Origin of the sequence: Microcoleus sp. CAWBG58 (genome assembly GCF_020883045.1) — a bacterium.
Taxonomy (GTDB): Bacteria; Cyanobacteriota; Cyanobacteriia; order Cyanobacteriales; family Microcoleaceae; genus Microcoleus.
In genome coordinates this window covers 75447-90180 of the sequence record NZ_JAHRFA010000004.1, presented here as the reverse complement: position 1 = coordinate 90180, position 14734 = coordinate 75447, and the positions used below count along the sequence as shown (strand labels likewise).

General features: G+C 46.7%; 11 protein-coding genes. 7 read left to right on the top strand and 4 right to left on the bottom strand.

The genetic code is table 11. The annotated features are described in order from the left end of the window. Positions 1–116 precede the first annotated feature (116 nt). Positions 117–680, bottom strand: a complete 564-nt coding sequence (locus QZ918_RS02465) for a sll1618 family protein (RefSeq protein ID WP_293330659.1) — start codon at positions 678–680, stop codon at positions 117–119. Positions 681–751: 71 nt separating this feature from the next. Here QZ918_RS02465 and ruvB point away from each other — a divergent pair, with 71 nt between their 5' ends. After that, positions 752–1852, top strand: a complete 1101-nt coding sequence (gene ruvB, locus QZ918_RS02460; protein ID WP_293330657.1) for a Holliday junction branch migration DNA helicase RuvB — start codon at positions 752–754, stop codon at positions 1850–1852. A gap of 993 nt (positions 1853–2845) precedes the next feature. On the opposite strand, the gene QZ918_RS02455 is transcribed toward ruvB, so the two are convergent. Then, positions 2846–4141 (bottom strand): TAXI family TRAP transporter solute-binding subunit, encoded by a 1296-nt coding sequence (locus tag QZ918_RS02455; protein ID WP_293330655.1) that lies wholly within the window; start codon positions 4139–4141, stop codon positions 2846–2848. 92 nt (positions 4142–4233) lie between these two features. Here QZ918_RS02455 and recN point away from each other — a divergent pair, with 92 nt between their 5' ends. Further along, a complete protein-coding gene (gene recN, locus QZ918_RS02450) occupies positions 4234–5991 on the top strand; it encodes a DNA repair protein RecN (protein WP_293330653.1) in 1758 nt (585 codons plus the stop codon). 761 nt (positions 5992–6752) lie between these two features. Here recN and QZ918_RS02445 read toward each other — a convergent pair. Next, a complete protein-coding gene (locus QZ918_RS02445; RefSeq protein ID WP_293330650.1) occupies positions 6753–7004 on the bottom strand; it encodes a hypothetical protein in 252 nt (83 codons plus the stop codon). A 255-nt stretch (positions 7005–7259) separates the two neighbouring features. Here QZ918_RS02445 and QZ918_RS02440 point away from each other — a divergent pair, with 255 nt between their 5' ends. Next, complete coding sequence (locus QZ918_RS02440) at positions 7260–10484, top strand: GAF domain-containing protein (RefSeq protein WP_293330647.1); 3225 nt, start codon at positions 7260–7262, stop codon at positions 10482–10484. Positions 10485–10537: 53 nt separating this feature from the next. On the opposite strand, the gene QZ918_RS02435 is transcribed toward QZ918_RS02440, so the two are convergent. Further along, positions 10538–10729, bottom strand: a complete 192-nt coding sequence (locus QZ918_RS02435) for a hypothetical protein (protein ID WP_293186847.1) — start codon at positions 10727–10729, stop codon at positions 10538–10540. Between the two features lie 174 nt (positions 10730–10903). Here QZ918_RS02435 and QZ918_RS02430 point away from each other — a divergent pair, with 174 nt between their 5' ends. The 4 genes from QZ918_RS02430 to QZ918_RS02415 all read left to right on the top strand — a co-directional run bounded on the left by QZ918_RS02430 (position 10904) and on the right by QZ918_RS02415 (position 14699). After that, on the top strand, positions 10904–11449 hold the full coding sequence (locus tag QZ918_RS02430; RefSeq protein WP_293330644.1) for an inorganic pyrophosphatase: 546 nt from the start codon (positions 10904–10906) through the stop codon (positions 11447–11449). Positions 11450–11772: 323 nt separating this feature from the next. Beyond that, entirely contained in the window at positions 11773–13071 is a 1299-nt protein-coding gene (locus QZ918_RS02425; protein WP_293330642.1) for a serine/threonine protein kinase, read from the top strand. Between the two features lie 93 nt (positions 13072–13164). Then, complete coding sequence (locus QZ918_RS02420; protein WP_293330640.1) at positions 13165–14523, top strand: serine/threonine protein kinase; 1359 nt, start codon at positions 13165–13167, stop codon at positions 14521–14523. Further along, complete coding sequence (locus QZ918_RS02415; protein ID WP_293330638.1) at positions 14520–14699, top strand: hypothetical protein; 180 nt, start codon at positions 14520–14522, stop codon at positions 14697–14699. Before QZ918_RS02420 ends, QZ918_RS02415 begins: the two co-directional genes overlap by 4 nt. Positions 14700–14734 lie beyond the last annotated feature (35 nt).

Below are 14734 nucleotides of genomic sequence, written 5' to 3'. Positions count from 1 at the left end.
ACACCTAAATCAACTCCAGCTACGATTGTGCAGCCTTTGCTAAACCGCAATTATTCCACAGCCCCGCCGCTTTGATCAAGCATCTGCCGCTTCGGCGAAGGCAGTCGCTGGTTATTTTAGCCGATCGCCTCACTCACTGCTGAGCGTATCGCCATTTTTTGCTCGTCGTCGTAGCCCCAGCGTTCAAAAAATTCCTGGTACTCGCCGCTGGCATCCTGCAAATTTGCTAGCATTTCCGACGCTATAGTTTGACAGGCCGGCATTTGCAGAATTTGAATCAAATTGCGCGATCGCCCCTGCACTCTAGCAGAACCCGCCGCTCTTTCCTCGCTTTGATGGCGCGAATGATAGACAACCATCGCCGACGACATCGCCAAATTTTTCACCAGCAGTTCTGCTACGATCTCAGGAGCCGATCGCAGCGCCTCGATCGCTCCGGGTGAAGGCCTGTCTGCCACCTGTCCCTCGTCCGTCAGATAAGTAACAAAAAAACCCCGAGCACCGTTCATAGTTTTCACCAGAGAAGCCACTGCTTGCTCGATCTGGGCCTCTGAAAGTTGTGAAGCGTAGCTATCCCGTAGGGAATCGGCCTCAATTTTGGCTAGTAAAGATTGAGTCAGCTCGATCGCCCCCTCAAAAGTTATGCTTTCCGAGGCTAATAAAGAAGATGGAATACTCATAACGAACTCAATACTGGTAATGATTCCGCTCACAATTGTAAACAATTCCCATTGCCCGATCGCAAATAACTATGGCAATTATCTCCTCCAAACAACAACCACCCGACCCAAATCTACCCGAAGACATAGCCCCGGCACCCCGGAAAAAAGCCGTCAAACCCGAGACGGAATCGCTACTAGAATCGCAAGAACTACCCGACGAAATCAACAGCAAACAAGAAGACAAAATCCGGCCCCAGCGGTTAGCTGAATACATCGGGCAAAAAGACTTGAGAGAAGTTTTGGCGATCGCAATTGCAGCAGCCAAATCCCGCGGCGAACCGATGGATCACCTGTTACTGTACGGCCCACCGGGATTGGGCAAAACCACAATGTCGCTAATTTTAGCAGCAGAAATGGAAGTTGAATGCAAAATCACCACAGCCCCAGCCCTAGAAAAACCGCGAGATATTGTCGGATTGCTAATCAACCTGAAAGCAGGCGACGTGCTGTTTATCGACGAAATTCACCGATTATCTAAAGTTACCGAAGAAATCCTCTATCCAGCGATGGAAGACTGCCGCTTAGACATTACGATCGGTCAAGGAAAAAGCGCCAAAATCCGCAGCATTCCGCTGAAACCCTTTACCTTAGTAGGCGCAACCACAAAAGTTGGATCGCTGACATCTCCATTGCGCGATCGCTTCGGCTTAATCCAAAGACTGCGATATTACGAAATAGACGAACTCAGTTTAATTGTCCAAAGAAGCGCCCAAGTTCTCGACACTCAAATCACCCCAGAAGGAGCCGAAGAAATTGCCCGCCGAGCTCGCGGCACACCCCGGATTGCCAACCGCTTGCTGCGCCGAGTCAGAGACTACAGCGAAGTCAAAAAATTAAAGCCAATCGACGCCGAAGTTGCCTCCGTCGCCCTCGAATTGTTCAACGTCGATCCGCTAGGTTTGGATTGGACAGATCGGTCACTTTTGACAGCAATGATCGAAAACTTTAACGGCGGCCCCGTGGGTTTAGAAACCCTCGCAGCTTCTACAGGAGAAGACACTCAAACAATTGAGGATGTGTACGAACCTTATTTAATGCAAATCGGATTTTTGCAGCGAACAAGTCGGGGCAGAATTGCCACAGCCGCTGCTTGGAAACACCTAGGTTTTGTCTCACCTAAATTATTGTAGGGTGCGTTAGATGGAGCGTGCTTAAATAATTGCGATGGAACAGTCGTAGGGTGCGTCGCCCTCGAAAATTCCCAAAGAAATATCGATAATCTTACAGCGACGCACCTGACAAACAGCGCTACAGTGTATCAGGAAAGGCAATACTCAATTATCACTGAAAATTCTATCTATCACAAAGCCCTGCACGAAACTCGTCATGTTGTTGATTGATAGATACATTATATCGTTTCCGGTTGCATCGGTATTCTTTAAAACGTAAACAATTAGCAGTTAATAGTTAACATTCAACATCACCTGACAGTACAACCGAAATTGATATAACTTGCTATCTAACAAATTTTAAGAGGGCCGGGGCCCAACAACATACCTTTCTTGGTACGTAGTTGCGATGAAAGCGCTCTTGGGGCTCCCATCCCAACAACATACCTTTCTTGGTACGTAGTTGCGATGAAAGCGCTCTTGGGGCTCCCATCCCAACAACATACCTTTCTTGGTACGTAGTTGCGATGAAAGCGCTCTTGGGGCCGGGGCCCAACAACATATAGCGGTTATCAGAAAGATGAGGTACGTTGTTGGGCTTTAGCCCTCTGAGTTTACTGGTTTTGCAAACTGTCTGTTATACCTCATCTTTTTGAGAAAGGCTATACCTTTCTTGGTACGTAGTTGCGATGAAAGCGCTCTTGGGGCCGGGGCCCAACAACATACCTTTCTTGGTACGTAGTTGCGATGAAAGCGCTCTTGGGGCCGGGGCCCAACAACATACCTTTCTTGGTACGTAGTTGCGATGCAAGCGCTCTTGGGGCTCCCATCCCAACAACATACCTTTCTTGGTACGTAGTTGCGATGAAAGCGCTCTTGGGGCTCCCATCCCAACAACATACCTTATATTTACCGAAATTGGTATAACTTGCTATGTCACAAATTTCAAGAGGGCTCCCATCCCAACAACATACCTCATCTTTTTGGTAAAGGCTATATGTCTATCACAATCAATCACACACTATCTGAAGCCAGCCGCAACTCCCGCAACATCTTTTCTCGCTCGCGCGCAATTCTTATAGCAGTTTCCCAAGTAAAAGTAAAAGATTGAAAAGAATCAGAATCAATCCGATCTTCGTCCAAATCTACAATCACCTGGTTAAAAATCTCAAATAACTCTTCTTGCAACAAATCAATTTCATGCGAAGTTTTCGCTTGACGAATTTTTTGAATCAAACTTAAAATCGCCAAATTAAACTGATCGGCTTGATTTTTTTGTTTTTCTACAAAGCGCGAGCGCAACTGCCAAAGCCAAGAGGCGAAAAGCGTTCCGATAGATAAATATAAAGCCATAAGATCGGAATTAGCAGCCCAAAAATCCGGTTTTTCGCGATCGTAATAAGCCTGAGCGCCGTCATGTAGGGGCAAAGCCAAACCCCCACTCTCTCCAGGCTGACTAATCATTGCGGCCAGCGAATTAGCAGCTACCAAATTGCGGCGGTACTCGAACAAAATCCGCGTAATTTCCCGCACGATCTTCGGATCGACATCCTTCCGAACCAACAGAGTAGCCTGCACTCCCACGGTCGCCAAATCTGTATCGGGAACAGCCAGATCCGCTTTGTAAGTACCCTTCGGAATCAGATCCGCTGCCAGATAAGGTAATTTGATTTTCATCGCAGCTCCTTGGTCGATAGGCACTAGCTTTCCCTCCGTATTTTGCAGCAAGTTTCTAACCAAATCGCTGCCGGGAGGAATTACCCTAAAAATAGCATCAACCTCCCCATTACTAAATAATTTACTAGCCTCTGTCCAAGAAGTCGAAGTAAATATAAAATCCTGTTTTTTAAAACCATAATGTTCGCTCATAAACCAAAAAGAACTGTAAGAACCGCTGCCTTTAGTCATCAGTGCAATATGTTTGCCTTTTAAATCCGAAATACTTTTAATACCCGACTGTTCGGAAACAATTAAATGAAAAACTTCCTTAAACAACGAAGCTATTACCCGAGCAGAAGGTACCGCAGCCGTATCGTTTTGTACGATCGCTAACTGAGCCTCATTCGACTCAAGCTTCCGCATATTTTCCTCAGCACCTTGAGTTTCAATAACTTGAATGCGGATGCGCGGATTGTGTTTCGCGACGACATCAGCAAGTGCCTGTCCGAAAGGGTAATAATTCCCAGTTTTTGTTCCCGTGGCCAGTGTAAATTGATAGACTCGCTCCTTGTCTTGGTGAAGCTTCCAGCCAAAAGCTCCAATCAGGACAAAGCTTAAGAGAGCAACGGGCAGCAGTAATTTACTTTGCATTGATGTTGAGACTCGATCGATAATGGCAAAATTACAAGTATTGTAGTTGAAAATTAGAATTCCCAATTACCCATTCCCATTCCCAATTCCCCATGTTACTATCCCTCAGAATAGAAAACTTTGCCCTAATTGACCGCCTGGATCTAGACTTTGGCCCGAGTTTGAACGTATTTACAGGGGAAACCGGGGCTGGCAAATCGATTATCTTAGATGCGATCGATGCAGTTTTGGGCGGGAAAGTCGATCGCCGATCAATTCGCACCGGAGCAACGCGGGCAATATTGGAAGCTACCTTTGAATTAGACTCATCCGCCGCCAAGTGGCTGGGCGAGCAAGAAATCGAACCCATAGATGGCAATTTAGCCGTTTGCAGCCGGGAAATTAACGTATCTAGCGGTGCTTTGCGGAGTCGATCGCGTTTGAACGGAATTCTCGTCAACCGCCAGTTAATGGAGCAACTGCGCGATCGGCTTGTGGAAATTACGGCCCAAGGCCAAACCGTCCATCTCGGCCAAGAAACTCTCCAGCGAGAATGGCTGGATTTGTACGGTGGCAAAAAACTCACTCAAGCCCGATCGACAATCACCGCCGCTTGGCTGGGGGCTTCCAGCGCCAAAACCGCCCTCAACCGCAGGCGTCAGTCGGAACAGCAGCGGCTGCAAAGACTGGATTTGTTAGAATACCAAGTCCGAGAACTTAGCGAAGCCCACATCGAAGACGGCCGGGAACTCGAACAGCTAGAACAAGAATCAATCCGTCTGGGCCACGTCGTCGAATTGCAGCAGCAGAGTTACCGAGTTCACCAGGCCCTTTACCAAAACGACGGCGACAGCGCCTCAGCCGCCGACTTGTTGAGCAAAGCCGAGGAAATTTTAAACGACATGGTAGTCTACGATGTCCAGTTGCAACCAATTTTAGAAATGGTCAGCGACGCCCTAGCCCAAGCCACAGAAGCCAGCAGCCAAATTAGCAGCTACGGCGAACAATTAGAAGCAGATCCCGAAAGACTCGAAGAAGTAGAAGATCGGATTCGCGAACTCAAACAAATTTGCCGCAAATACGGGCAGCTCTCAGAAGCGATCGCCTACTACCACAGCATCCAAAACGAACTAAACGAACTTTTAAAAGGAGGCGAGTCAATGGAAGCCTTAGAACTCGCATATCAGACCGCTCTAGAGCAATTAAAAGATGCTTGCAGCCACCTCACCATCCTGCGGCGCGAAGCAGCCCTGAAACTCGAAACCCACCTCGTGGGAGAACTTAAGCCCTTAGCCATGGAAAAAGTCCAATTTCAAGTCGAGATCTCGCCCTGTAGCCCAACCGCCACCGGTGCCGACCAAATTGCCTTTTGTTTCAGCCCCAACCCGGGGGAACCGCTGCAACCTTTAGGGGCGATCGCCTCCGGGGGAGAAATGAGCCGCTTTCTACTCGCCATCAAAGCCTGTTTTTCCCAAATAGAAAGCGCCGGAACCCTAATTTTTGACGAAATCGATGCCGGAGTCTCCGGGAGAGTCGCCGGTGCGATCGCCAAAAAGCTCTATCAACTCTCCGACAAACACCAAGTTTTGTGCGTCACCCACCAGCCGCTAATCGCCGCGATGGCTGATTGTCATTTTCGCGTCAACAAACAGACGATCGCAGCAGAATCAAGTATCGGCGAAGCAGCCAACTCCGAATCGGGCGAACGAACTGTAGTCAGAGTTGCCGTTCTCAACAGCCAGCAGCGCCGGGAAGAGCTCGCCCAACTCGCCAGCGGTCGATCGGCCACAGAGGCGATCGCCTTTGCCGAATCGCTACTCGTCGAAGCCGCCGGATTGCGCCAAAGTCAGTCCGCCAAACCCTCAAAGTAGCAGCATTGCTCCCGCATCGCCAATCGAAAATACTGTTGTCAGTAAATCCACCTAACTTGACGTAAAATATGAATCGCGATCGAGCTTGCTGTCTAAGTCTTCTGACTTCATGGCGATCGATAACGAAAGTCTTCTTGCTCTTCCTTTTACTCACCGTTCCGAGTCTCCCAAACGGTTTGAAGGAAATATGGAGAGTTAAAAAACCAGTTTCAATGCCCAAAACTGCAAAAAAACTGCAACGGACAACCGACGATCGAACGGAGTCAAACTCAGTTCTTCAAAACTTAATCTGACCCTCCGGGCGATCGGGGGGTCAAAAGGCGGACTTTTTTTCCGAGTCGGAGGTTACACTGAAAATAACAACCGCAAATCTTACAAAAAAAGCTCACAGCCCCTGACTTTAGTCTAGGCGTTCAAGGGTATAGCAGTAAAATTGACAGAAATTCTAGTTAAAAACCACAATTGTGTACAGAAGGGCACATATCACCAACAACTGGTGGTGTCACAATTGCGGCTAGTCCTACAATGCCATCCCTTTTTCAGCAGTCCCGCAACACGCATTCCTGTTCCTGCGGGCGATCTCTGCAACGCCGGCAAACCTAATTCAAGCGGGCGCACAATGCCAAAATCAGTTATTGACACTCTCCGGCGTGAACGCACGGAGATTCTTGGCTCACCGAGATCGCTTAACCTAGATTCCTTGCGTTGTCTCGCGCCAGAGGTGAAACTCTCCCCAAGCGTTACTTCGGGTATGCCCTACCCTAGTTGCATTGCTGCAAGTCCTGTTTACCTTGAAACAAATATGCTTCAAAACCCGATCGCCAGTGTTCCTGTGAATCTTTTACCTGCTGCCAGGAGGAAGCTAGAACAATGCAGCAGAACCGCATAGATTCAATTGTCTCTTGTTGGGCACTTCGTCTTTCGACAGCAAGGTTTTTTAAGTGGTTGATTACCTTTACCACTGGTACAATTCTACCAAAAGCCGTCGTAGAACGACGGGGTTTTAGACCCAAATTTTCGATAAACCATTAAAACACCATTCACAATCTCTAAAAAGATTCCAGCAATCACACCGTGGCTTTACCGTATTACTAGCAGTTGAGCAGCAATGCCAACTGAACCTCCCTTGCTCTAGGCTCGGACTTCTGTAAACTGGGAAATAGTTTCACACCTACTTGAGTCTTGTGCGACCTGTCTGACTCAAAAGATGAACTTGCCCGCTGTCCTAGCTTAGACTAACCCTTACACTTAAGCTTCTGTAAAGGTCTATGAATCCTCCTGCATCTTCCACAAATTACTCTTCTCTCGACAACGTGATAGATGTCACTCCTATCAGCAGTGAAAATAATCAACCCTACTCTACCCCTACGCCTCCTCCCGAACCCGAACCTGTGGCTGCCCCTGCCCCTGCCCCTACCAGCAGCAGTGCAATTATCCCGCGCCAAGGAGTCACAAACATTCTTGCTCACCTAAATAAGGAAAGTTCCGTAGCAGCAGTTAAGGAAGTAGAAGAAAAACTTAAGGTTGTCAATCAAACCCTGGGAATGCTCGATAACATCCTGGAGAGCGAGGGATTTGACGCTATCCTCAACGATATGTTGCAGTCGATTACCCTCAAAACAGGGGAATTGCTCAATGCCGATCGCACTACGATATTTTTATTAGATGACGACAAAAATGAACTCTGGGCGAAAGTCGCTAAAGACGAAAATGGCAACAGCATAGAAATCAGAGTTCCCGCCCACGTGGGCATCGCCGGAGAAGTAGCCACCGAGAAAAAAGTGGTTAACATCCCTTACGATTTTTACAACGACTCGCGATCGGCTAACGCCAAAAAAGTTGAAGAAAAAACGGGCTACCGCACTTATACAATGCTGGCAATGCCCCTGCTAAAGGAAGAAACAGAGGAGTTAGTAGCAGTCGTTCAACTGATTAACAAACTAAAAGCAGATCACCAAAATCACGCTAGTTTAGACCAACAAATCGACAGGGCTGGATTCACCGAAGAAGACGAACGAGTTTTCAATGAATTTTCTCCCTCGATTCGCCTAATTCTAGAATCCTCCAAATCTTTCTACGCAGCAACCCAGAGACAGCGGGCAGCCGAAGCGCTGATGAATGCCGTAAACGCTCTTTCTAAGAGCAGTCTCGACTTAGAAGATACCCTTAAAAGGGTCATGGATCAGGCCAAAAAACTCATGAATGCCGATCGCAGCACCCTCTGGCTGATCGACGAAGATAAAGATGTACTGTGGACGAAACTCCCCAACAAAGAAGGCATACTGACAAAAATTTCCATACCTAGAACAGCGGGTTTTGCAGGCAGCGTCGCCCAATCCGGCGAACCGCTGCTGATTCCCTTTGACGTGTACGACGACCCCCGCGCCAAAACTGCCATAGAAACAGACCAAAAAACAGGCTACCGCACTTGCAGTATGCTGTGTATGCCAGTGTTTAACTCCGACAACAAATTGATTGGAGTTACGCAGTTAGTCAACAAAAAACGACAAGGAGAATTCCCGCCCTACAACCCGGCAGATTGGCCTCACGCCCCCGAACAGTGGAAAGCGAGTTTCAATAAAAACGACCTGGACTTTATGCAGTCGTTTAACATCCAAGCAGGAGTGGCCCTGCAAAATGCCAAACTGTTTGCAGAAGTCAAACAGCAAGAACAAAGACAAAAAGATATGCTGCACGCCCTGACTAACGGCGTGATTTCTACAGATAAAAAAGGCAATATAGTTGCGACAAATCCCAGCGCCCAAAAATTACTCGGTGTCAGCGAGGCAGAATTAGCAGAAGGCCAATCTTTGCGCGAGTTAATTAAGTTAGAAAAAGGCGATTTTGCCAAGTGGTTTGATGCGTCTTTGTCTCCAGAAGACGATAACGATCGCCAGCAGTATTACCCCGATCAAATTTTGCTCTCCTGTGAAGGAAAATCGCAGAGTATCAATCTCTCGATCAACTCAATGACCGATGCTACCGATCCCAACAAAGTCAACGGCGCGTTAGTCGTCATGGAAGATATTAGCAGCGCCAAGCAAGTCAAAAACTTGATGTACCGTTACATGACCCCAGAAGTAGCCGAAGCGCTGTTAGCTTCAGGGGATACAGGATTGGGCGGCAAGCGCAAGGAAGTTTCGGTGCTGTTCTCAGATATTCGCAGCTACACCACACTTACGGAAAAATTGCAAGCTGAAGAAGTGGTGGTGATGCTCAACAAGTATTTTGAAGTGATGGTAGATGTCGTATTCGAGTACGGAGGCACTCTCGACAAATACATCGGCGACGCTCTGATGGCAGTTTTCGGCTCTCCGGCGCCCCTAGAAGATCATGCTTGGTGCGCGATGCAAACGGCAGTGAAAATGCGAGCAGAACTCGATAAATTCAATCTCGATCGTATAGCTAATGGTGAGTTGCCCATCAGTATTGGTATGGGCATACATTCCGATCAAGTTGTCAGTGGCAACATTGGCTCAAGTAAACGCATGGAATTGACTTCTATAGGAGATGGCGTCAACCTCGCCTCTCGCTTAGAAGGCGCCAGCAAGCAGTACGGAACTGACTTAATTATTAGTGACAATACCTACAAACATTATCACGAGAGAGTCTACGTGCGGGAACTCGACTTCATTACCGTCAAAGGCAAAAGCGAACCAGTTATCATTTACGAACTCGTCGGCATCAAAGAAGGATACTCGCCCATTGGCAAGTCACTAACCGAAAAACAGCAACAAGTTGTAGAACATTATAATAAGGGTCGCGAACATTACAAAACGCCAGTCACTCACAGACTATCTGACAGTGAGGTGAAAAATATCTTAGATGATGTCGCCCAAATGCCGGAGACAGAAATCAAAAAACTTTCCTACAGTGTCGAGGAACAGTTGGAATACGAACTAAAGAAGTTGTTATATCAACTCAAAAAGCTGTCAGAGTACGATCCCAAAAATCTGTCTGAAGCAGATAAACTAATCGTGCTGTTGCAGCCAGAAATCCAACTGTTGAAATTGGAAGGTCTCAAAAACCTCTCGGAAGATGAAGCCAAAATGTTGCTGCAAGCCAAAATCAAGCAGCTATCAGCAGACGATATTCAATCCTTGCAAGAGGGCGAGGTTAAAAAACTGTTGGAAGCAGACATCTTAGAACCATCAAATCCTAAAATTAAAAGGCTGAAACCCGCACAGATCAGGCAGCTATTGCAGGCTAAAATTAAAATTAAAGCCTCCGAGACAGTTGTAGAAATGTTAGAGGAGGAATTTGAAAATCTGGGACTCGATCGCGTCAAAAAACTCCTCAGCGAGTTTAAGAAAGTCTTAGAACCAAAAGCCAAGCAAGCTTTTAGAGACGCAGAACGCGAATTTAACCTTGTTCTGGACATTGAACCCAAAAACAAGGCAGCTAAACTGCACGTCGATCGCTGCGGGTTATATAAGCTCAGCCCTCCCGACGTACTAAACTGGGACGGCGTATGGAATCTCAAAGAAAAATAGCAGCGGTACCCGGTGCGGACGGGGCCGCGATCGGGAGTGCACCTCCCCTCCAATCAATTAACCTTAATATCCTGTTGGGGCAATTTTAAATCAGCTCCAGCAGGTATGATTGTTAGATAACCGGACTTGGGATCGCTTGCCTCGCCACCGCCAGATACCCGCATTGTGCGGTGTTTGGCGACAACAAACACAGCACTTCTACCTTCAGAAGAGCTTCCAAAAAAAATTAGGACTTGCGCCAGCATTACCCAGTTTTTAAGAAAAATCTGGGGCAAAGGCGACCTAACATCCACTCAAAAACCGGGTTTTTTACCCCGCGCCCGTAAGTCTTAATAACTTTGGCGCCTCCTAAAAGCAGCTTGCTTTCAGCAGAAAGCTAACGTTCTAGTCTTAGATATAGAAAACTACTAGCATCAGTTATGGATAATTGGAATTCGCAATCGGGAGATATTGAGTCGGTAGATCAGGTTTACCAACTATTGCTAGAGATTGCCCGCAGCTCGCTGTCAGATATCCCCAGAATCCCCGAAAACATCACTCAAAAGTCTCTCCCCCTGCTCCAAAAATTACAAAGCATTCAGCAAAGACCACAGGGCCAAGGGTTTAAATCTGATTCGTTTTCGGTAAACGATCTCGAATGGGTGGCTCAAGTCCGCCAACTGCTCGAAGAACTGACCCGCCAGTCTTTGTCGGAACGGCCAAAAATGCCAGAAAACATGGCGGGCAGAGCTTTGAGTCTGGCAGATAAGGCACAAAGCATCAAAGAAACCATAGAAAATGCAGCCTCCAGCCCAAAAGATGAAGATGATAACTCGTTTCAGTCTCCAGAGACGCTGCTGAATTTATTGCACCAGAGTTTAAAAACTCAGCGGGCGAAAAGCTACCAACCAGACGCTCCCGAATGGCACCAACTCATGACCATGCTAGATGTAGTGCAGTCAATTTACAAGCAAATTCAACGTTAAATTTAAGCTTGAATCAGGGGCATTTTTATGGTGTTTAAAGGCGCTGGTTCTTTGGCAAAAAAAAGTTTTTTGCCGTAGCAATGTCGGACAAGGCATCGTGCGGCGTTCGTACTCCAAAACAATCACTCTGAGCTCGCTAGGAGGAAACGGCAATGCCGTTTCCCTAGCCCGATCGATCCTAGGGAAACTGGACGTGTCGTTTCCTGAGTGTGGGTAATATTAATTGCGATACCACCAGGTTCGATCTAAATCGCTTAAACAAGTGCAGACAATTGCAGCTTGGCCAGCTAAGGTGGGTTCAATCGCTTCAGTGGCAGGTGAACATGAGCGGACAAAACATCGGGGATTTGTTAGGAGAAATATTAGGAAATCGGTATAAGTGCGATCGGCGACTCGGCAACCAAGCCGGACGACAAACACTGCTCGCCCGAGACTTAGAAACCCAACAGCAAGTAGTAGTCAAACTCCTCTCATTCAGCAGCGACTTTAACTGGGAAGACTTAAAACTGTTCGAGAGAGAAGTCGAAACCTTAAAATCCCTCTCCCATCCGGCAATTCCCCAATACCTCGACTCCTTTGAAATCGACACACCCAGCCGCAAAGGATTCGCCCTAGTTCAGACTTACATCGAAGCCAAATCCCTCCAAGAATATCTTTCAGACGGCCGCACTTTCAGCGAAAACGAAGTCAAACAATTAGCCGCAGCATTACTAGACATCCTCGCCTACCTACACCAGCGACAGCCCCCGGTGATTCACCGCGATATTAAACCGAGCAATATTTTACTCAAAAATCGATCGGGAAACAGCGTCGGTGAAGTCTACCTCGTCGATTTTGGAGCAGTTCAAACCCTAGCAACGCAACAGGGAAAAACAGTTACAGTTGTCGGAACCTACGGCTATATGCCGCCAGAACAATTTGGCGGGAGAGCAGTTCCCGCTTCCGATTTGTACGGCTTGGGAGCCACATTAATCGCCTTAATTACCAAGCAGCATCCAGCCGATTTACCGCAAAAAGATTTGCAGATTGAATTCGAGCAATTTACCCAATTAAGTCCCGGTTTTACCAACTGGCTGAAGTGGCTGACGCATCCGAGTTTAGAAAAGCGTCCCGCCTCAGTCGAGATGGCAAAAGAAGTTCTCGAAAAACCACAGCAAATCAATAAATATTCCACGACATTGAAACAGGGAATAAGGGTGAGTACCTTCAGTTTGTTCTGGAATGCGATTTGGCGCAGCACTTTCACGGGAATTCTAGCTTTTCTAGCTACTCACGTCCCTATGCTTATTCCGACTCTGTTATATTCTGATCTATTTCACCCACCAACCGAGAGCTTTTTTCTCAACTTGTGGATGTGGTTGGGGAACGGCATCATTGTAGGAATCGTGACGCGCTTGTGGTTTTTCCCCCTAACTAATCCCAAACTTCACCAACAAGTTTTAAATACAATTGGTATCGTACTCAGTATTCCGATAAACATCGTCTTGACGGAGATGATACTACGTTCGGGTGGAACTTATAAAATTTTCTGGGCGTTTTTACTGTCGATAATTGTAATACTGTTAATGCAGGTAAATAACAAGTATTTTGCCCGGTGGTATCAGCAAGAAAGTGAGCTCTAATTTAAAATTTATATAAAGTAAATCTGATTGAGGTCACGAAACTAAATCTACATAACTTTGGCTTTAACTCAAGTTAATATTAAGGTAAAAAATATGACGGCGAAACTATTAGCAGAACGCTACGAAGTGCAGCGACAACTGGGAAAACAAACCGGCCGCCAAACCCTGCTGGCTCGCGATTTGCAAACTAAAAAATTAGTTATCATCAAACAGCTATTCCTCGGTAGCGATTTTGAATGGCAAGACCTCAAGCTATTTGAACGGGAAGCGGAAACGTTAAAAGCACTTTCTCACCCAGGAATTCCACGCTACCTCGACTACCTAGAAATTGATGAACCTAACAGCAAAGGATTTGCCTTGGTACAGACTTATGTAAAAGGAAAAACTTTGGAGGAGCATTTAAAAGCTGGACGTACTTTTAGCGAAACCGAGGTTAAAGAATTAGCTAAATCGCTGTTAGAAATTTTGAATTATTTGCACAAGAAAAATCCGCCTGTTATTCACCGCGATATTAAACCCAGTAATATTTTACTGCACAGCAGATCCGGCAATTCGGTCGGACAAGTTTATTTAGTTGATTTTGGTTCGGTGCAGAACCAAGCTGCAAAGTTTGGCGGTACAATTACAGTAGTGGGAACTTATGGATATATGGCACCGGAACAATTTGGCGGGCGATCGGTATCGGCTTCTGACTTGTATGGCTTAGGTGCAACTTTAATTTATTTAGTAACGGGTTTGCATCCCACTGAACTGTCGCAGCAGGATTTGAAAATTCAATTTGCCGATCGCGCAGTGCATCTCAACCCAGATTTAATAGATTGGCTGGAGTGGATGACAGAACCGAGTTTGTCTAAACGTTTATCTTCGGCTAAGGAAGCATGGCGATCGCTCAAAAATCCCCGCGCGACCGACAAAACTCCTAAGGTATTGGAGCCGTCAGGCAGCGATATTAAACTCACAAAAACCTCGGAGTTTATAGAAATTGTAATTCCGCCCCAGGGAGTCGGTTTTGGTTCAATAGCCCTGCTTTCGATTTGGGTTATTGGGAGTTTACCATTATTGGGAGTTTTTAGTAACTGGGCTCGGATATTTCATATAATATCAATAATTTGGTTGGCTACAGTAGCAGTAATGTTTCTGTTTGCACTATTTCGGAAATTGCGTTTCAGGATCGATCGCCAGCAAATCTCCTATACCAGCCATCTGCTGGGGTTGAGATGGAATCATTCTAAGCCGGCCTCCAGACAGGACTTTCGCCAGTTAGAAATTGAGGAAATTCGATACAAAGTTTCTCAGATTACTATTGAAGCCGGCAACCAAAAATATGGACTAGGAGGGAATCAAGGACTAACTGAATCAGAAATCGAGTGGTTATCAACAGAACTAATCCAGTGGTTGGGGTTGAAAATTAAAAGAACTTTGGCAGACCCTAAACAGAATATATCGATTTGAAAATATCTCGATCGCCCAAACAAAGCATTCCCCCCTCAACCTGTGGGATGGGCGTCCCGCCCGTCCAGTATATCTTCTGTGGGATGGGCGTCTCGCCCGTCCAAGCTTTGTCTCAATCTCGTGCAGCATCGATCCCGATCGCCCGTAAAATGCTATCAAAGGGGTTTGGCAACTAGCGCTCATCCCCGATCGTCTGTTAACGTGGAGATAT